The sequence below is a fragment of the Phaeobacter inhibens DSM 16374 genome, assembly GCF_000473105.1.
Classification (GTDB): Bacteria; Pseudomonadota; Alphaproteobacteria; order Rhodobacterales; family Rhodobacteraceae; genus Phaeobacter; species Phaeobacter inhibens.
In genome coordinates this window covers 1,183,889-1,201,084 of the sequence record NZ_KI421498.1, presented here as the reverse complement: position 1 = coordinate 1,201,084, position 17,196 = coordinate 1,183,889, and the positions used below count along the sequence as shown (strand labels likewise).

The window sequence follows — 17,196 nt, the reverse complement described above, 5'->3', positions numbered from 1 at the left end:
GGCGCAGCGGCAGAGATAGGCCAGCGGAAAATTTGAATTTCCCAGGGAATTTTCCTCGGAGAAACTTGGCGTGGCATGTGAACACGTGGAAAGGGGCAGTATCATGAAAACGGTGCTTGCTGTCTTAAGCGTCCTCGCGGCAATTGCTGTGATCTGGTACGCGGCCTGCGTTCCCATGAACATCAAGGGGGTTCTGGATGCGGCGGAGCGTTCGGGTGCTGAGGTGGTTCCTGCCACTGCCCGAGAGCGTCGCGACATGGGCTCGTTTGGACTGGTTGCGACCAATTCCTTTGCCATAAGAGATGTCTGGTCGCAGGACCGGCCGCGACTGCCAGCGCCGCATCAGGTGGCAGTGGAACTATGGGAGACCACGGTCGAGAAGAAGATCACCTCAAAGCGGAGCCTGATCTATCATGGGCAGGTGACGCTTTCGGCGACATTGTTGGGGTTTGTCATCGGCACCGGTCTGGGGATCCTGTTGGCTGTCGGCATCGTGCATAGCCGGGTGATGGACATGTCGGTGATGCCTTGGGCGATTGTCAGCCAGACCATTCCAATTATCGCTCTGGCACCGATGATCATCGTTGTGTTGTATTCCATTGGCGTGCAAGGGATTCTGCCAAAGGCGGTGATTTCGGCCTATCTTAGCTTCTTCCCGGTTGTTGTCGGCATGGTCAAGGGGCTTCGCAGCCCGGATCAGATGCAGCTGGATTTGCTGAAGACCTATAACGCCAGTCTGGGGCAGGGGTTCTGGAAGCTCCGCCTGCCGGCATCGATGCCCTATCTGTTTGCGTCTTTGAAAATTGGCATCGCAGCCTCGCTTGTAGGGGCCATCGTCGGGGAGTTGCCGACCGGTGCCGTCGCAGGGCTGGGCGCGCGGCTTCTGGCGGGCAGCTACTATGGGCAGACCGTGCAGATCTGGTCTGCGCTGTTTGCCGCTGCAATTCTGGCCGCCGCACTGGTTGCCCTGCTGGGCGTGATTGAGCGGCTGGTTCTGAAACGCATGGGGGTTCAGGCATGAGCACTGTTAGGATTGAGAGCGCTGCCCTCGCCACTCTGCGGCTCACCCGGGATAATTCGGGCCAGAAGAACGGGGGGCGTGGTCAATGATGATGGTATCTATGGCGCTGCTTGTGTGGTGTGGCGGCTGGTGGCTGAATGGCAGACTGGCCAATAGTCCGGCGTCGAATACGTCTGCGGTGAAACTGCTGGTTCCGGCCATCTTCGGCGTGACGCTGCTGATTGTCTGGGAGCTGTTGGTGAGAGGGCTTGAGGTGTCGTTGGTCATCCTGCCAGCCCCCAGCGTGATCGCCGCACGCTTTGCCACCAGCCTGCCGATTTTGTGGCAGGATTTTCAGCAGACCATTCTGAAGGGCGCGCTGTCCGGCTATATCATTGGTTGCGGTGCTGCGTTACTGATGGCGATTGCGGTGGACCGCAGCGATTTCCTACGTCGTGGGCTGTTGCCAGTGGGCAATTTTGTCGCCGCGCTGCCCATTGTCGGTACGGCCCCTATCCTGGTGATGTGGTTTGGGTTTGACTGGCAGTCAAAAGCGGCGGTGGTTGTGGTGATGGTGTTCTTCCCGGTCCTTGTGAATACGGTGGCGGGACTGCGCGAAACCTCGGCGATGCAACGTGATCTGATGCAGACCTATGCTGCCAGCTATTGGCAGAGTTTCTTCAAACTACGCCTGCCAGCAGCCCTGCCGTTTGTCTTCAACGGGCTCAAGATCTCCACGACGCTGGCGCTGGTAGGAGCCATTGTCGCGGAGTTCTTTGGCTCACCAACTGTGGGCATGGGATTTCGTATCTCGACCTCGGTGGGGCAACTGGCGCTGGATATGGTCTGGGCCGAGATCCTTGTGGCGGCACTGGCCGGTTCAGCATTTTATGGCATGATGGCGCTGATTGAGAAAACGCTCACCTTCTGGCACCCGTCGCAACGGGGTTAGGCAGCTTGGCGACCTGCGGTTTGGAAGTTGGCGTCAACCGGAAGAAAACCTTTGGAGACAGCGGGGTAACTCGCGCAGAATTCAGGAATACAACCAGATATAACAACAGGGAGAAGACAGATGAAAACACTGCTGACCGCCGCCGCCATGGCGCTGGGAGCCGCATCGGTGGCGCAGGCCGCCGATGAGGTGAAGCTGCAGCTGAAATGGGTCACCCAGGCCCAGTTTGCAGGCTATTATGTTGCATTGGATCAGGGCTTCTACGAGGCTGAGGATCTGGATGTCACCATTCTGCCTGGTGGCCCGGATATTGCGCCGACCCAGGTGATTGCCGGGGGCGGCGCGGATGTTACAGTCGAGTGGATGCCAGCCGCCCTTGCCGCGCGCGAAAAGGGGCTGCCGCTGGTCAATATCGCCCAGCCGTACAAGAGCTCCGGCATGATGCTCACCTGTTGGAAAGACACCGGCATTGCAGCGCCTGTAGATCTGGCCAACCGAACCCTTGGCGTCTGGTTCTTCGGCAATGAATTTCCCTTTATGAGCTGGATGAGTCAGCTGGGCATTTCGACCGAAGGGAAAGGCGAAAAAGGTGTCGAGGTTCTGAAACAGGGTTTCAATGTCGATCCTCTGCTGCAGCGCCAGGCCGATTGTATTTCGACCATGACCTATAATGAGTATTGGCAGGTGATTGACGCGGGCGTGGCTCCGGATGAGCTGATTACCTTCAAATATGAAGATCAGGGCGTGGCAACGCTTGAGGATGGTCTTTATGTGCTGGAAGAGAACCTGAACGATCCGGCCTTTGTCGACAAGATGCAGCGTTTTGTGCGCGCCTCGATGAAAGGGTGGAAATGGGCTGAAGAAAATCCGGACGACGCGGCGGAGATTGTGTTGGACAATGATGCCTCCGGCGCTCAGACCGAGGAGCACCAGAAGCGGATGATGTCTGAGGTGGCGAAGCTCACGGCCGGCAGCAATGGTGCGCTGAGTGAAGCTGATTACCAGCGTACGGTGAAGACGCTGCTTGATGGTGGCTCAAGCCCGGTGATCACCAAAGAGCCCGAGGGCGCTTGGACACATGTTATTACTGACGCTGCGCTGAACTAAAACTCGCCTAGGTGAGGTTTTTCCCGTCCGCTCCCGCGGGCGGGATTTTTATTTGCCGTGAGATATGTGTTTAACGTGCTGTTTTTTGCGTAGTGATGACGTCGACACCCTCGGAAATTAATAGGACCAAGACGATGAGAGACAGTTTGCGGCAGAAGATCGTCACGGTTTGCGACGAGAAGATAGCAAAAAAGGGAGAAAATGTGGGGCTGTCCTTTTATGCCTTTTTTGCCAACCGGAATGACGATCCGGTACAGCTAATGGAGGCGGCGGAATGGTGGATCAAGCGCCATCAGTTGGATCATTTTGAAAAAGCCGTGAAGATTAGGGAGATGGTGAAGGCTGATCTTTGATTAGGACGGCCATCATGTGTCCCTCGTTATGTGGCCTTTAGTCCTGACTGTAGATCAGTTTGGAAAGGCCCGCCTCAGGACGGGTGCTGATACCGGAAAAAACACTCTCTTTCCGTTGAAGGAAACTCGTTTTTTTGCTTCGGGCATGGCGTATATTTAAGGATAAATGACAGTTAAAAGTTGAGTCATATTTTCGATTACCCGTTACAGCCGGGGATTCCATGTTAGCTTTATATCATCAAACGATGGAGCGTATTGGCTGTGGTTTGGTTCTCAATCCGAAGGGAGAGACCATGACTAACTGGGAAAATGTCCAACTGTGTCTGCGCTCTCAGCCCGATGTGCGGGATATGGCCGAGCGCAAGACAGCGGTGCGGGTGTCGCATCCCGGATCCTCCTACCGGCGTTACAATCCGGAAAGCCAGGTCCGTTGGCCGCTGGCCGACCTTTGTGAGGCGGCGGCGCGGCGCCGGGGGCAGCACCGCACGGGCACCGGGTCCATGCGGGGGGCTGATCAGGTGCTGGTAATGTATGATGCCGGGGGCGAGGCTGGGGTGTCATGGCTGAAAGATCGGATATCGCTGACCGGCATGGATGTTACTGCGGCATCGACCAGGGGCCTGGAGCGTGCCGGTCATGCCGATCTGTTGCATGCGATCTCCGACGGTTTCGACTGGGTTCTCCTAGAAGCGGCATTGAAGGAGAACGCGCGTCTCGCGCAGCTGCGTGAGATGGAGCTGGCGGCCTGCCTTGGACTGGAAGACCGCGTTGTCCTGTTTCATTCCTCGGAACATCTGGAGCAATTGCTGACGGAGGGGATTTCACAGCTTCCGGTGCTGGAACATCGCCGCATCGACAGTGAGAGCAAGGCCAAGCCGACCCGTCGGCGCGAGGCCTTGCAGCTGTTTGCCACTGTGACTCTGTCCGAAGAGATGGATGTGATTGCCTTACCGCAGGATGCGCCCTACGGCGGGATTGAGCTGACCGGTGATTGCACCCTCTGTCAGGCCTGCACCTGGGTGTGCCCTACCAATGCGCTGATCGGGGCTGAGAATGGCGGCGGGCTGGACTTCGTCGAGGCGGACTGCATGCAATGCGGGTTATGTGTGTCGGTTTGTCGCCAAAATGCGATCCGGCTGGTGCCGCGGCTGGAGCTGTCACGACACCGAATGCCGGTGTCGCTGACACATCAGGATTTTTTCTGGTCAGATGGGGTGTCCGGCTGCAGTACTGCAGATGCTGCTCCAGCGAGCCCGCAGCAGCCGTGTCTGGTGTCGACGGACGGAACTCCGATTGCGGCTGCGTCGGAAAATCAACCTCTCCGGGATGACCGGGACGACGATGATCAGCAGGGTCCAGATGATTGGCCCAATGGCGGCCCGGGCAATTGGGCAGGAGAGGGGGGGGCGGATGTTACGGACCGGGCACCTGTGACAGGGCCAGCGCTGCGACAGCTCGCGGAGATGCGCCGTGCACCATGGCCGGATCTGGCGCGCATTCTGGCATTCTTTGGGGCTGATCGGGCAGATAAGTTATCCTAGAGCGCGATTTCGCCACCGTCACAGATTGCGCGGCTAACCTTGCTCCAGAAAACCGCCATATTGACCCCGCTTGAAGATCAGGCCTTTGCCGGGACGGCTGGTCGTGCGCAGGACCGCACCCACCAGAATGCTGTGATCGCCGCCATCGTGGCAGGCATGCCGACGGCAATCGAAACGGGCAATGACATTGGGCAGCACGGGCACGCCATTGTCGTTCTCATGCTTTGGCACGCAGGAAAAATCCTCGCCGTTGCGGGCAAAATGCATCGCCATGTCCAACTGATCTTCTGCCATCACGTGGATGGCAAAATGGGAGGCTGCGATAAAGGGATCGTGACGCTTGGACTGCCGGGCAGGACACCAAAGCAACAGCGGCGGATCCATGGAGACCGATGTGAAGCTATTTGCCGTGATTGCGAGTCCTCCGCGATCCGTGCGGGTGGTCACAACAGTGACGCCGGTGCCAAAGCAGCCCAGGGCATCGCGATAGGCCCGCAGGCTGTCTGGGCCGGGAATAAAGCTGGTTTCGGACATATCGCGCGCGCTTTCACTTCAGGTCTGTGCTGGGTGCCATGGGAGGGATCCCATGTCTACCCGCTTCCAATGTGGCATGCGCATCGACAAAAGCCAGAGCAGATTCAAAACAGGCCCACATTTTTATGCGGGCCTGTTCAATAGGTTGGTGGCCGGGCGATGTGCTGACGCCTGACCGGCTCTGGTGTTTCAGGATGTCGCTCAGGCGGTTGCCGATTTGACCACCGCGCTTAGTGCGGTGGCAATCTGGTTGATCTCGCCCATGGCATCGATTCGGTTCAACACGCCCTTGCCGTCATAGTAGCTGATCAGCGGGGCCGTCTGCGCATGATAGGCGGCCAGTCGACTGGTGACAGTCTCCGCGTTGTCATCGGCGCGACGCGTCATGTCGGTGCTGCCACAGGCATCGCAGGTGCCAGCCACGCGCGGTTGTTTGAACTGATCATGATAGCCTTCGCCGCAGCCGCCACAGGTGTAGCGCCCGGCCACGCGGGCCACCATGGCGGCGTCATCCACTTCAAGGCTGACAGCCGCGTTGATCTGCTGATCCGATTCCGCCAGCAGCCGGTCCAGCGCCTCGGCCTGCACCGTGGTGCGGGGGAACCCGTCGAGGATCACGCCCTTGGCACAGTTTGGCTCGGCCAGCCTGTCGCGCAGAATGTTGATGACGATCTCATCGCTGACCAGCTCCCCGGCCTCCATTACAGCCTTCGCCGCAAGACCCGCAGGGGTGCCAGCGGCTACAGCCGCGCGCAATAGATCGCCGGTCGAGAGTTGCACCAGACCAAAACCTTGTTCCAGTTTGCGCGCTTGCGTCCCTTTGCCGGCACCGGGAGGGCCGAGCAGGATCAAAACAGCGGGGCGGGTAAGAACTGCGGTGTCCATGTCGGCAATCATCCTTTGTCGGCTCGGTTTGCGATCAGATCATCCACCACCGACGGATCGGCGAGGGTTGAGGTGTCACCAAGGCTGCCAAAATCATTCTCCGCAATCTTGCGCAGAATGCGGCGCATAATCTTGCCGGAGCGGGTTTTCGGCAGACCCGGCGCCCATTGGATCACATCAGGAGAGGCAATCGGGCCGATCTCGGTCCGGACCCAGGTGCGCAGCTCCTTCACCAGCTCATCCGACGGTTCGCGGTCGTTCATCAGCGTGACATAGCAATAAATGCCTTGTCCCTTGATGTCGTGCGGGTAGCCTACCACGGCGGCCTCCGCGACGGCGGCGTGAGCCACAAGAGCGCTTTCGACTTCGGCTGTGCCCATGCGGTGACCGGAGACATTGATCACGTCATCGACGCGGCCAGTGATCCAGTAGTCGCCATCGGCGTCACGACGGCAGCCATCACCGGTGAAGTAGTAGCCTTTGTAGTCCGAGAAATACGTCTTCTCGAACCGCTCATGGTCGCCCCAGACGGTGCGCATCTGGCCGGGCCAGCTGTCCTTGATGCAGAGCACACCTTCGACGCCGTTGCCGGTGATTTCCTCGCCGGACTGCGGGTCCAGAACCACGGGAGCCACGCCAAAGAAGGGCTTCATCGCCGCACCGGGCTTGGTTGCATGGGCACCGGGCAGGGGGGTCATCAGATGACCACCGGTTTCGGTCTGCCACCACGTGTCGACAATAGGACATTTTCCTTTGCCGACGATATCATTGTACCAGTTCCAGGCTTCGGGATTGATCGGCTCGCCCACGGTGCCAAGGGTGCGCAGAGAGGACAGATCGCATTTTTCGACCCATTCGTTGCCCTGACCCATCAGGGCGCGCAGCGCAGTGGGGGCGGTGTAGAACTGCGTCACCTTATGCTTGTCGCAGACCTGCCAGAACCGGCTGGCGTCCGGGTAGGTCGGCACGCCTTCGAACATCAGCGTGGTGGCACCATTGGCCAGCGGCCCATAGACGATATAGCTGTGGCCGGTTACCCAGCCCACATCCGCCGTACACCAGTAGATGTCGCCGTCATGGTAATCAAAGGTGATCTCATGGGTCATCGCGGCATAGGTCAAGTAGCCGCCGGTGGTGTGTACAACCCCCTTGGGCTGGCCGGTGGAGCCGGAGGTGTAGAGGATGAACAGCGGGTCCTCGGCATTCATCTCTGCGGGTTTTGAGTAGTCGTCCGCCTCCAACGCCATTTCGTTGTAGTCATAGTCGCGCCCGTCGATCCACGTGGTCTGGCCGCCGGTGCGCTTGACCACCAAGCATTTCACAGTGTCCTTGGTGTGCAGGAGCGCGGCGTCGGCGTTGGATTTCAGCGGGGTCTTGCGGCCACCACGGGGGGCCTCATCCGCGGTGATGAGGACCTTGGCATCGCAGCCATTGACCCGCGCCGCCAGGGCATCTGGCGAGAAACCGGCAAAGACAATGGAGTGAATTGCGCCGATACGGGCGCAGGCCAGCATGGCATAGGCGGCTTCGGGGATCATCGGCAGGTAGATCACCACGCGATCCCCTTTGCGCACGCCCATGGTCTCCAGGACGTTGGCCATACGGCAGACGCGGGTGTGGAGCTGCTTGTAAGAAATGTGCTGTGCAGCCTCATCGGGGCTGTCGGGCTCCCAGATGATCGCCGTCTGATCGCCGCGGGTGTCAAGGTGGCGGTCGATGCAGTTGGCGGCGACATTCAGCGTGCCGTCTGCGTACCAGTTGATCGAGACATTACCGAGCGTGAAGTCCACGTCCTTCACTTGGGTGAAGGGTTTGATCCAGTCGATCCGCTCCGCCTGCTGACGCCAGAAACCCTCTGGATCCTGCATAGAAGCGGCGTACATCTCATCATATTGTGCGGCGTTAACATGGGCACGCGCAACCGTCTCCTCCGACGGCGCATAGGCTTTGCTGTCGCTCTCCTGGGTCATCTTGTGTCCCTCCCTCCAGTCTGTTCTCGGAATGGCACACCACAGCGCACAGCGAGATGTGTCAAACCCTTTCCGTCCTCCGCAGCGATAATACCCAAGCTTGAAAATAAGGAAATAAGTGTCCATGGAATAAGGGTTTACCTGTAAATCTATTTCTCTTTCAGAGGTTTGATTGTAAATTTTGTGGGTTTATATGAGGGTGATGTGTTGTTTATCATAGTGTTGGCTGTAAATCCTTGGCCTCGCGCGTGAGGCTGTAATTCGAAGCAGGGCGCAGTGCTGGCGCTATCAGCCAGCGGCGACTGGCCCCATCGCCTGCGGCAAACTGTGCCAGGCTGTCGCGCGTCAGACCGTGCCTGGTGCGCTCTTGGTGGCTAGAAATGATCCATGTGCCCACGATGTGAGCAGGTTTTGTGCCCATGCCGCACGGCTGTCTTGTGGGGTTGGCAGCGCCTTGGCTTGGCGCTAGCGTGGTGCCAGATGCTCGTCGCTTTGTACCTCCAAGGGACCGTGATCTGATGATTGTGGGCAGGCCTGCGCTCAGGTGCTTGAGCGGCTGGCAGGGGGACAATGAGGCAAGAGTACAAACTGGGAGGAACTCATGAACACTTATCTGACCGTCGCAACTGCGGCGATTGCGGGCCTGTCCATTGCAGGCAGTGCGGCCGCCACCGAATGGAATGTCTCCGTCTGGGGCAAGCGGCGCGCCTTTACCGAACATGTTGAAAAACTGGCTGAGCTGGTCTCTGAGAAGACCGGCGGCGAATTCACCATGAACATCAGCTATGGTGGCCTGTCAAAGAACAAAGAGAATCTCGACGGGATCTCCATCGGTGCCTTCGAGATGGCGCAGTTCTGCGCCGGGTATCACCGGGATAAAAACCCGACGATTACCGTGCTAGAATTGCCATTCCTAGGTGTTGCAAACCTTGAGGAAGAGGTGGCCGTCAGCCACGCGGTTTATGCACATCCTGCCGTGCAGAAAGATCTGGCGCGCTGGAACGCGAAGCTGTTGATGACCTCGCCGATGCCGCAGTACAATATCGTCGGCACAGGTGAGGCCCGTGATGAGCTGGGCGAATTCAAGGATATGCGTGTGCGGGCCACCGGTGGCATCGGTAAGGCGTTTTCTGCCGTTGGTGCCGTGCCTACCTCCGTAACCGCGACCGAGGCGTATAATGCGATGGAATCCGGCGTGGTTGACACCGTTGCCTTTGCCCAGCATGCACATCTGAGCTTTGGCACCATCAACAAGGCCGACTGGTGGACTGAGAACCTCAACCCCGGCACCGTGAACTGCCCGGTTGTTGTGAACACCGATGCCTATGAGGCGCTGAGCGATGCTGAGCGCGAGGCGCTCGACAGCTCCGTGGACGAGGCGATCGCACATTACCTCGCCAACTACGGTGCCTTGCTTGAGAAATGGGACAGTGTTCTGGCCGAAAAAGGCGTCGAAAAGGTCACCATTTCCGAAGACCAGCTGGCAGAGTTCCGCAAAGTGGCCGCCGACCCGATCCGCGAACAGTGGATTGCAGACATGAGCGCTCAAGGCCTGCCTGCACAGGAGCTTTATGATCTGGTGCAGAAAACCCTGAGCGATCAGCGGTCAGGCAGCTGATCTTTATATAGTTGCAAAGGGGGCCGGGCAGTTCTGCGCCGGCCCTTTATTGCGTGAATGTAGACTAGAGAAAACGGGGGCAGGGCATGGCAGGCAGTGCGGCGGTGCTGGAAGATGGCAGCCTGATCAGCAGATGGGACAGGCAACTGCTGCGGTTGGAACGCGTGATGGCGTTGATCAGTGGCCTTGCGGTGTTTTCACTGATGGTGCTGGCGGTGGTATCGGTTGGCGGGCGCAACGCGTTCAACGCGCCCCTGCCGGGGTATGTTGACTGGATCGAACAGGTGATGCCGCTGATTGCCTTCATGGGTATTTCTTTTGTGCAGCGGGATGGCAGCCATATCCGGATGGATCTGGTGATCTCTGCCTTGCGTGGGCGGGCGCTTTGGCTGTTTGAATTGATTTCTGTCCTGCTGATCCTGGCTCTCATGCTCGCGCTGCTTTGGGGGAGCTGGTCACATTTTCTCCGCTCCTTTGATTTTGCCGCACCGCTATGGAGCCGCGACAGCTCGATCGATATTGGCCTGCCGATCTGGCCTGCCAAGTTGCTGGCGCCTGTGGCGTTTGCAGTGCTGTGCCTTCGGCTGTTGCTGCAGGTTTGGGGCTACGGTCGGGCGCTGGTGCTGGGGCTGGCGCGCCCCGCCGCAGTGCCACTGGTGCAAAGCGCGGCTGAACAGGCCGCGGCAGAAGCTGAACATCTGGGCGGAGTGTCAACCTCCGCCAGCGACCGCGACTAAGGGGGCAGGTAATGGAACCTATCGAAATCGGCCTCTGGGTCAGCGGCTTTCTTCTGGCGACGGTACTTCTGGGAATGCGGGTCGCTTTTGCCGCCGGCCTTGCCGGGCTGGTTGGCCTCGTCTGGATTTTCTGGGCCAAGTTTGGCTATGATCCTGAGCGTTTCACCAAGGCGGTGACCATTGCGGTGAAGACCGCCGGACAAGTGCCTCATTCCAAGGTCTCCAGTCAGGCGCTCAGCCTTATCCCGACCTTTATCCTGATCGGCTATCTTGCCTATTATGCGGGGCTCACCAAGGCGCTGTTTGAGGCTGCGAAGCGCTGGCTCGCATGGGTGCCGGGTGGTCTTGCGGTTTCCACCGTTTTTGCCACCGCTGGCTTTGCCGCGGTCTCTGGCGCGTCGGTTGCAACCTCCGCTGTCTTTGCGCGCATCGCCATCCCGGAGATGCTGAAAATTGGCTATGACAAACGCTTCGCGGCGGGCGTGGTTGCGGCTGGGGGCACGCTGGCCTCGCTCATTCCACCATCGGCCATTTTGGTGATTTATGCGATCATCGTTGAGCAGGACGTGGGAAAACTGCTGCTTGCAGGCTTTATCCCAGGTGCCTTCTCAGCGGTGGTTTACGGTTTGCTGATCATAGGTATGGCGATGACGATCAAGGGGTTTGGCCCCGCCGTCACCGGCTTCACCTGGAAGGAGCGGCTTGTCTCTTTGCCGCCTGCGTTGCCGATCCTTTTCGTCGTCGCGACAATTATCCTGTTTGTTTACAACCCCTTTGGTGGCGATGCCTGGGGTACGCCAACCGAAGGCGGCGCAATCGGGGCCTTTGTGGTGTTTCTGATGGCGCTTTATCGCGGCATGCGGTGGGCGGAGCTGAAAGACGCGCTGTTGGAGACGGCCAAACTGTCGGTGATGATCTTCACCATCATCTGGGGTGTGCTGATTTACGTGCGCTTTCTGGGCTTCGCCGAGCTGCCGGCGGCGTTTTCCGACTGGATCACCTCGCTGACGCTCTCGCCGATGCTGATCCTGATCTGCATCCTGCTGGCCTATGCGGTTCTTGGCATGTTCATGGATGCGATTGGTATGCTGCTGCTCACTCTGCCGGTGGTCTACCCGGCTGTGATGGCGCTCAATGGCGGCGAATATGTTTCAGCGGCGGAGAGCACCTTTGGCATGTCCGGTCCGATGTGTGCGATCTGGTTTGGTATTCTGGTGGTCAAAATGGCCGAATTCTGTCTGATTACCCCGCCCATTGGTCTGAACTGTTTCGTTGTGGCGGGGGTACGCGACGATCTGACGGTGCAGGATGTGTTCAAAGGTGTGACACCGTTCTTCATTGCGGATGGGATCACCATCGCGATTCTGGTTGCCTTCCCGTCAATTGTACTGTGGCTGCCCAGCCTCGCCTGATGTTTTTGCCTAGCTTACAAATTTGTAAGGCAGCGGAAGAGACCATGTAAGTCTGAACCGCCAAGTTCCTCTCATCAACCGGGGTGCAGTGATCGCCCCGGTCCCACCAAGAGAGGACACCCCATGGTTACCAAGACCACCACCGGTATCGTCATGACTGCCACGCTGATCGCCTTTGGCTTTGCAGCACAGACAGCGCGCGCCGAGACGATTTTTGAACCGGACCTGACCTATGAACAGATGCTGAACGCCCCCATCGGTGTTGAGCAGGCCATGTCCATCGCCAAGGAACAGGCAAAAGGGCGTGTGATCGAGCTCAGCATGGAAGAGTTCAACAGCAAGCCTGTCTATGAGGCCACCATCGCCGCGCCCACCAGTCTGACGGAAGTCATCATCAGCGCCGGTGATGGGGCCGTTCTCAGCACCGCGCGTCAGACTGCGGCGACCCCTGAATTAATGCAGCAGTTGATCGAAGAAGACATCGAAGATGTGATGGAATTCGCAGCGTTGATGGATGGCGCGATGTTCAATGGTGACCGTCACGACGATGATGATGACGACGAAGATGGACACTGCGCCGTGACGGACGACAAGGGCTAAGCCACCGCTTGGATTTAGCTGCTGTCCGGGGCGCAGGGTTTGACGCCCGATGCTCGGAGCAACCGGACAGCAGAAGCGACTTAAAAGACATGCGATTTCAGACCGCGATGGATGCGGTCACAGCGATTTGCCGAACACCCGAGGCACCCAGAGGTACGGCAATCCGGACGACGGAGAGAGACGACGATGAAGATGATTTTTGCAGGATGTGCGATGCTTGTGACTGTTGCTGCGTGTAGCAATAGCTTTGATGAGCCACTCCTCACAGACGGCCCCAGACAGGTTGGATATGAGGCAGATCTGGGGGCATGCCGGGCTTTGGCGGAAGGGCATACGGAGAAGACGTTGCAATCCGGTGCTGTCACAGGCGCGGTTATTGGCGGCATCATTGGTGCCGTGGACAGCAAGGATGGCGACCGCGCGGATGATGCGCTGGTTGGCGCGGTGCTTGGCGGTGGCGTTGGCGCCCTTGAGGGGCAGAGCGAGCGGGATGAACAGCGGCGCACCATTCTGATCCGTTGTATGCAGGGACGTGGGCACCGCGTTCTGGCATGACGCCAAGACCCGGCGCTGTACCGCTATGGCTTGCGGCGTCGGGGGGCATATGCTCGGATGTGATCAGTCAAAATCGGGCATGACCCGACTTCAGCACCTAGGGGCCGTTTCGGCGGATCTCTGGTCGCTCTCCCGAAACTGGCGGTGGCTTGATGCGAATACTCTTGCTGGAAGATGATCCCGAAATCGGGACCTGGACGGTCAAGGGCCTCACGGCCGCAGGCCATGTGGTTGATTGGATTGAAAACGGCCGTGAGGCGCTGCTGGCCGCGACGACGCGGGACTACGATGTGCTGGTCTTCGATCGGATGACGCCGGACTTGGACGGGTTGTCGGCGTTGAAAACATTGCGCTCGGCGCGCATTACCACGCCCTTGATCCTGCTCACCGCCCTTGGTGCAGTGGAGGACCGGGTCGAGGGGCTTGAGGCCGGCGCGGATGACTATCTCAGCAAGCCCTTTGCCATGACCGAGCTTCTGGCCCGGATCACCGCCCTTGGTCGTCGCGGGCGGGCCGAGGCCGCAGAAACAGCGACGCGGCTCTCGCATCGCGGGCTTGATCTGGATTTGCTTAGTCAGACCTGCGCCTGCAACGGGACAACCGTTTTGCTGAACCCCAAGGAGTTTCGCCTGCTAGAGGTTCTGATGCGCTCCAAGGGGCGGATCCAGACCCGGGCGATGCTGCTGGAGCGGGTCTGGGATATCAATTTCGATCCGTCCACTAGTGTTGTCGAAACCCATATGAGCCGCCTGCGTAACAAGATTGAAAAACCGTTTGGGCTGGAGTTCATCAAAACCGTGCGCGGGTCAGGGTATATGTTCATTGATTAGATCCTTCTTTAAGCGCCTCTTCCGGATGAGTGCGCTGCGGCAGGCGATTGCCTTGTCGCTGGCCTTCCTGGTTCTGCTGACCCTTGGCGGGCTGCTTCTGGATGACGTCATCACCGAAGAATTCCGCGCCGAGACCGAGGAGGCTCTGCGCGAGGAATATCAGCGCATTAGTGACCGACTGACGCGCGAGGGACGGTTTCCTGAGGAAATCGTGACCGCCGAAGTCTTCTCGGACAGTGGCGTCGGCTATGCGGTGCTGCGGGCTGACGGCAAAGTTCTGGGACCGGTCCTGCGCGGCGCCTTTGACAGCCAGGGATTTGATATTCTTGAGGCCGAAGCCCTGTTTCAGCCTAAGGCGCTTGAGACGCTTGACCGGATCTTTGATCTGATCGACGAAGATGATGAGGAAGAGCTCTCCGACAGCGGACCCGCGGCCGAGGAGACCGCTGCGGGGCAGCTTGCCTTTGATGTGGCCTTTGAGAGCGAGGCGGATCTTGGCTGGCGGATTTACAGTGGCGCGGTTCTGGACGGACATCTTGTGGTCTATGCACCGGGCGTCAGCGCCTTTGGGTCCGATCTGACCAGCGTTATCTTGGTTTTTGTGGTCATCCTATCGCTACCTGCGCTGATCATCGGGCTAATCTTTGGCATCCGGGCGCAGCGTCGACTGAACCGGATCGGAGCCGGGTTTGACCGTATTGCGGATGGCGAATTGGACCTACGGCTGGCACCAAAGGTGATCCGCGACGATATTGACGAGCTGGCCGCGCGTATTGATGGCGCGACGGAACGCCTGCAAGCTTCCATTCGGCAGATGTCTGATTTCTCGGCCAATATTGCCCATGACCTGCGCACACCGCTGACGCGTCTGCGGCTGCATCTGGATCAGGCCGATGAGGCCGAAGACCAGACCGCGCACCGGGAGGCCGCAATTGCGCAGATGGATGACATCATCGCCATCTTTGGCGCGATCCAGCGGATTGCCCGCATGCAAAGCCAGGGACGACGCGATGGATTTGCCGCAGTAGATCTGGGTGTGGTGGTTGAGCAGGTGCATGAGATTTATGAGGCGGTGGCACAGGACGCGGGACAAAGCCTGTCCTGTCGGATCACCAACGCCGCCACCATCCATGCCGACCGCAGCCTTATCATGCAGTTGCTGGCCAATCTGATCGAAAACGCCATTCGCCACGCAGGTGAGGGGGCCAGGATTGCCATTGACCTCTCCGGCAGTCGGCTTGTGGTGACGGATGATGGTCCCGGCATCCCGGAGGCTGAGCGGGGGCGCGTGCTGGATCCGCTCTATCGGCTTGACCGCAGTCGCAACACTGCCGGGGCGGGTCTGGGGTTGGCCATGGTGAAGGCCATCGCTGAACTACACGAGGCTGAACTGGCGCTGATGTACACTGCGGACGAACGCGGGTTGCGCATTGAGGTGCGGTTTCCTCAGCCCTGAGCAGCTGAGGGCCATCCGGTGCCTCGCGTCTTGGCGGGGGTGTTTTTGTACCATTGTCGGAAAAACGAACTGCGTGACGAAAATAGCGTTATCGGTGCTGGCACTGCATTGCTACCAACGCGACACGGGGCACTGCCCGCACCAATCCTGATTGATAAAGACTGCCCACATGAAGTTAACCGGCCCTTTCCTGTTTATTCTGGCCACATTGATGATCGATGCCATCGGCGTTGGCATCGTGTTTCCGATCATGCCAGACCTGATGCTGAGGGTCGGCGCGCAAAGCACGGCCGAAGGCGCTTTGTGGAGCGGCATCATGATGTCAGCCTATGCCGCCGCGATGTTTCTGTTTGGCCCGATTGTAGGCAGCCTGTCTGATTCCTACGGGCGCAGGCCGGTTCTGATCCTTGCGCTGGTGACGCTCACCATTGACTATGTGATCATGGCGCTGGCGCAGACCTATTGGATGCTGTTGATCGGGCGCGTCATCGCGGGGATGGCGGGCGCGACCTATATCACGGCAACTGCCTATATTTCCGACATTGCCAAGCCAACAGAACGCGGCGCTGCGTTTGGCATGATCGGGGCGGCGTTTGGCATTGGTTTTGTGCTCGGGCCAGCGCTTGGCGGGTTGGCATCGGGCCTGCATATCAGCGCGCCGTTCTGGATTGCAGCCGGTCTCTCCGCTCTCAACGTGGTGTTTGGGATCGTTATCCTGCCGGAGTCCCTGAAACCTGAGAACCGTCGGCCGTTTGGTAAACGCGATCTCAACCCCTTTGGAACGCTGATCCGCGCCTTCGTCATTCCGGGGTTGGCGATCCCGCTGATCTGCATCTTCGTCTTTGAGTTCGCCAATCTGGTTTACCCGACGCTCTGGTCCTTTTGGGGCCGTGAGGTGTTTGGCTGGGATGGGTTTACCATTGGTGTGACCCTGTCTGCCTATGGCGTCCTGATTGCTGTGGTGCAGGCTGGAATCCTGCCGCAGATGACCAAACGACTAGGGGACTATAAAACCTTGATCATCGCGATGGTGGCGGCGGTGATCGCAATGATCGGCTTCGGTCTCGCCAGCGCAATCTGGGTTGTGGTGGTCTTTCTGCCGATTGCTGCCCTGTCCGATATGGCGCCACCGCTGATCACCGCCTTTGCGGCCAACCGGGTTGGCGAAGACCAGCAAGGTGTGGTGCAGGGGGTCATTGCGTCGCTGTCATCCGTCGCAGCCGTTGTGGCGCCGCTGGTGTTGACAGGGGTGTTCGAGCGATTTGTCGGTGAAGCCGAATGGTACCTCCCGGGCGCGCCATTCCTGGTCGCGGCAGTGCTGGTTCTGGCATTGGCGCCGCTGGTCTTGCGTCTCAGGGATCACGATAACCGTTCGTCAGACTGAGCATTCCCGGATTGCGGCGGACCTGTGTTTCGGCATCTGCTGATCCAATCAGCCGACCATAGAGGGCGGCCATTTATCTGTGATCTGCCATCTATTCTGGCACGCTGATATCAGGGGAAAAGCATCTCAGACCATTGTCAAAAGAAAAGGGGTTAGAGAGAAATCCCTCTAACCCCTTGAATTCTTTGGCTCCGGCGGTAGGGATCGAACCTACGACCAATTGATTAACAGTCAACTGCTCTACCGCTGAGCTACGCCGGAA

General features: G+C 58.8%; 16 protein-coding genes and 1 tRNA gene. 13 read left to right on the top strand and 4 right to left on the bottom strand.

All coding sequences use genetic code 11. The features are described from left to right. Nucleotides 1-103: 103 nt before the first annotated feature. The 5 genes from INHI_RS0109410 (at nt 104) to INHI_RS0109390 (ending at nt 4,953) form a co-directional block, all read left to right on the top strand. Nucleotides 104-1,021, top strand: coding sequence for an ABC transporter permease (locus INHI_RS0109410; RefSeq protein ID WP_027247488.1), 918 nt, complete (start codon nt 104-106; stop codon nt 1,019-1,021). An 85-nt stretch (nt 1,022-1,106) separates the two neighbouring features. Then, nucleotides 1,107-1,952, top strand: coding sequence for an ABC transporter permease (locus INHI_RS0109405; protein WP_014879788.1), 846 nt, complete (start codon nt 1,107-1,109; stop codon nt 1,950-1,952). Nucleotides 1,953-2,072: 120 nt separating this feature from the next. Further along, nucleotides 2,073-3,059, top strand: coding sequence for an ABC transporter substrate-binding protein (locus tag INHI_RS0109400; RefSeq protein ID WP_027247487.1), 987 nt, complete (start codon nt 2,073-2,075; stop codon nt 3,057-3,059). A gap of 134 nt (nt 3,060-3,193) precedes the next feature. Continuing rightward, nucleotides 3,194-3,412, top strand: a complete 219-nt coding sequence (locus tag INHI_RS0109395) for a DUF6500 family protein (protein WP_014879790.1) — start codon at nt 3,194-3,196, stop codon at nt 3,410-3,412. 293 nt (nt 3,413-3,705) lie between these two features. After that, nucleotides 3,706-4,953 (top strand): 4Fe-4S dicluster domain-containing protein, encoded by a 1,248-nt coding sequence (locus tag INHI_RS0109390; RefSeq protein WP_254656868.1) that lies wholly within the window; start codon nt 3,706-3,708, stop codon nt 4,951-4,953. Nucleotides 4,954-4,986: 33 nt separating this feature from the next. Here the strand turns inward: INHI_RS0109390 and INHI_RS0109385 are convergent, their stop codons facing one another. From INHI_RS0109385 to acs, 3 genes are all read right to left on the bottom strand, one after another. After that, nucleotides 4,987-5,487, bottom strand: coding sequence for a flavin reductase family protein (locus INHI_RS0109385; RefSeq protein ID WP_014879792.1), 501 nt, complete (start codon nt 5,485-5,487; stop codon nt 4,987-4,989). Nucleotides 5,488-5,688: 201 nt separating this feature from the next. Continuing rightward, on the bottom strand, nt 5,689-6,372 hold the full coding sequence (locus INHI_RS0109380; protein WP_027247485.1) for an adenylate kinase: 684 nt from the start codon (nt 6,370-6,372) through the stop codon (nt 5,689-5,691). An 8-nt stretch (nt 6,373-6,380) separates the two neighbouring features. Then, nucleotides 6,381-8,342, bottom strand: coding sequence for an acetate--CoA ligase (gene acs / locus INHI_RS0109375; RefSeq protein ID WP_027247484.1), 1,962 nt, complete (start codon nt 8,340-8,342; stop codon nt 6,381-6,383). A gap of 601 nt (nt 8,343-8,943) precedes the next feature. Between acs and INHI_RS0109370 the strand changes: the two genes are divergently transcribed. From INHI_RS0109370 to INHI_RS0109335, 8 genes are all read left to right on the top strand, one after another. Then, nucleotides 8,944-9,960, top strand: a complete 1,017-nt coding sequence (locus tag INHI_RS0109370; RefSeq protein WP_014879796.1) for a C4-dicarboxylate TRAP transporter substrate-binding protein — start codon at nt 8,944-8,946, stop codon at nt 9,958-9,960. A gap of 86 nt (nt 9,961-10,046) precedes the next feature. Beyond that, on the top strand, nt 10,047-10,697 hold the full coding sequence (locus INHI_RS0109365; protein ID WP_014879797.1) for a TRAP transporter small permease subunit: 651 nt from the start codon (nt 10,047-10,049) through the stop codon (nt 10,695-10,697). 11 nt (nt 10,698-10,708) lie between these two features. Further along, nucleotides 10,709-12,109, top strand: coding sequence for a TRAP transporter large permease (locus tag INHI_RS0109360; protein WP_014879798.1), 1,401 nt, complete (start codon nt 10,709-10,711; stop codon nt 12,107-12,109). A 123-nt stretch (nt 12,110-12,232) separates the two neighbouring features. Further along, nucleotides 12,233-12,709, top strand: coding sequence for a PepSY domain-containing protein (locus tag INHI_RS0109355; protein WP_027247483.1), 477 nt, complete (start codon nt 12,233-12,235; stop codon nt 12,707-12,709). A gap of 186 nt (nt 12,710-12,895) precedes the next feature. Continuing rightward, nucleotides 12,896-13,264: a glycine zipper domain-containing protein gene (locus tag INHI_RS0109350; RefSeq protein WP_027247482.1), complete on the top strand. Its 369-nt coding sequence runs from the start codon at nt 12,896-12,898 to the stop codon at nt 13,262-13,264. Between the two features lie 152 nt (nt 13,265-13,416). Then, nucleotides 13,417-14,094, top strand: a complete 678-nt coding sequence (locus INHI_RS0109345) for a response regulator transcription factor (protein WP_014874424.1) — start codon at nt 13,417-13,419, stop codon at nt 14,092-14,094. Between the two features lie 25 nt (nt 14,095-14,119). Further along, complete coding sequence (locus INHI_RS0109340; protein WP_036767000.1) at nt 14,120-15,550, top strand: sensor histidine kinase; 1,431 nt, start codon at nt 14,120-14,122, stop codon at nt 15,548-15,550. A gap of 169 nt (nt 15,551-15,719) precedes the next feature. Further along, nucleotides 15,720-16,934, top strand: coding sequence for a tetracycline resistance MFS efflux pump (locus INHI_RS0109335; protein ID WP_027247480.1), 1,215 nt, complete (start codon nt 15,720-15,722; stop codon nt 16,932-16,934). Nucleotides 16,935-17,120: 186 nt separating this feature from the next. Here INHI_RS0109335 and INHI_RS0109330 read toward each other — a convergent pair. After that, a tRNA-Asn gene (locus INHI_RS0109330) sits at nt 17,121-17,195 on the bottom strand. Nucleotide 17,196 lies beyond the last annotated feature (1 nt).

What these genes read in the sequence shown, in the direction of transcription:
- INHI_RS0109370 (WP_014879796.1), top strand. Translation starts at nt 8,944, where the DNA reads ATGAACACTTATCTGACCGTCGCAACTGCGGCGATTGCGGGCCTGTCC.
- INHI_RS0109350 (WP_027247482.1), top strand. Translation starts at nt 12,896, where the DNA reads ATGAAGATGATTTTTGCAGGATGTGCGATGCTTGTGACTGTTGCTGCG.
- INHI_RS0109340 (WP_036767000.1), top strand. Translation starts at nt 14,120, where the DNA reads ATGAGTGCGCTGCGGCAGGCGATTGCCTTGTCGCTGGCCTTCCTGGTT.
- acs (WP_027247484.1), bottom strand. Translation starts at nt 8,342, where the DNA reads ATGACCCAGGAGAGCGACAGCAAAGCCTATGCGCCGTCGGAGGAGACG.
- INHI_RS0109335 (WP_027247480.1), top strand. Translation starts at nt 15,720, where the DNA reads ATGAAGTTAACCGGCCCTTTCCTGTTTATTCTGGCCACATTGATGATC.
- INHI_RS0109355 (WP_027247483.1), top strand. Translation starts at nt 12,233, where the DNA reads ATGGTTACCAAGACCACCACCGGTATCGTCATGACTGCCACGCTGATC.
- INHI_RS0109390 (WP_254656868.1), top strand. Translation starts at nt 3,706, where the DNA reads ATGACTAACTGGGAAAATGTCCAACTGTGTCTGCGCTCTCAGCCCGAT.
- INHI_RS0109400 (WP_027247487.1), top strand. Translation starts at nt 2,073, where the DNA reads ATGAAAACACTGCTGACCGCCGCCGCCATGGCGCTGGGAGCCGCATCG.
- INHI_RS0109380 (WP_027247485.1), bottom strand. Translation starts at nt 6,372, where the DNA reads ATGGACACCGCAGTTCTTACCCGCCCCGCTGTTTTGATCCTGCTCGGC.
- INHI_RS0109385 (WP_014879792.1), bottom strand. Translation starts at nt 5,487, where the DNA reads ATGTCCGAAACCAGCTTTATTCCCGGCCCAGACAGCCTGCGGGCCTAT.
- INHI_RS0109395 (WP_014879790.1), top strand. Translation starts at nt 3,194, where the DNA reads ATGAGAGACAGTTTGCGGCAGAAGATCGTCACGGTTTGCGACGAGAAG.
- INHI_RS0109410 (WP_027247488.1), top strand. Translation starts at nt 104, where the DNA reads ATGAAAACGGTGCTTGCTGTCTTAAGCGTCCTCGCGGCAATTGCTGTG.
- INHI_RS0109405 (WP_014879788.1), top strand. Translation starts at nt 1,107, where the DNA reads ATGATGATGGTATCTATGGCGCTGCTTGTGTGGTGTGGCGGCTGGTGG.
- INHI_RS0109345 (WP_014874424.1), top strand. Translation starts at nt 13,417, where the DNA reads ATGCGAATACTCTTGCTGGAAGATGATCCCGAAATCGGGACCTGGACG.
- INHI_RS0109365 (WP_014879797.1), top strand. Translation starts at nt 10,047, where the DNA reads ATGGCAGGCAGTGCGGCGGTGCTGGAAGATGGCAGCCTGATCAGCAGA.
- INHI_RS0109360 (WP_014879798.1), top strand. Translation starts at nt 10,709, where the DNA reads ATGGAACCTATCGAAATCGGCCTCTGGGTCAGCGGCTTTCTTCTGGCG.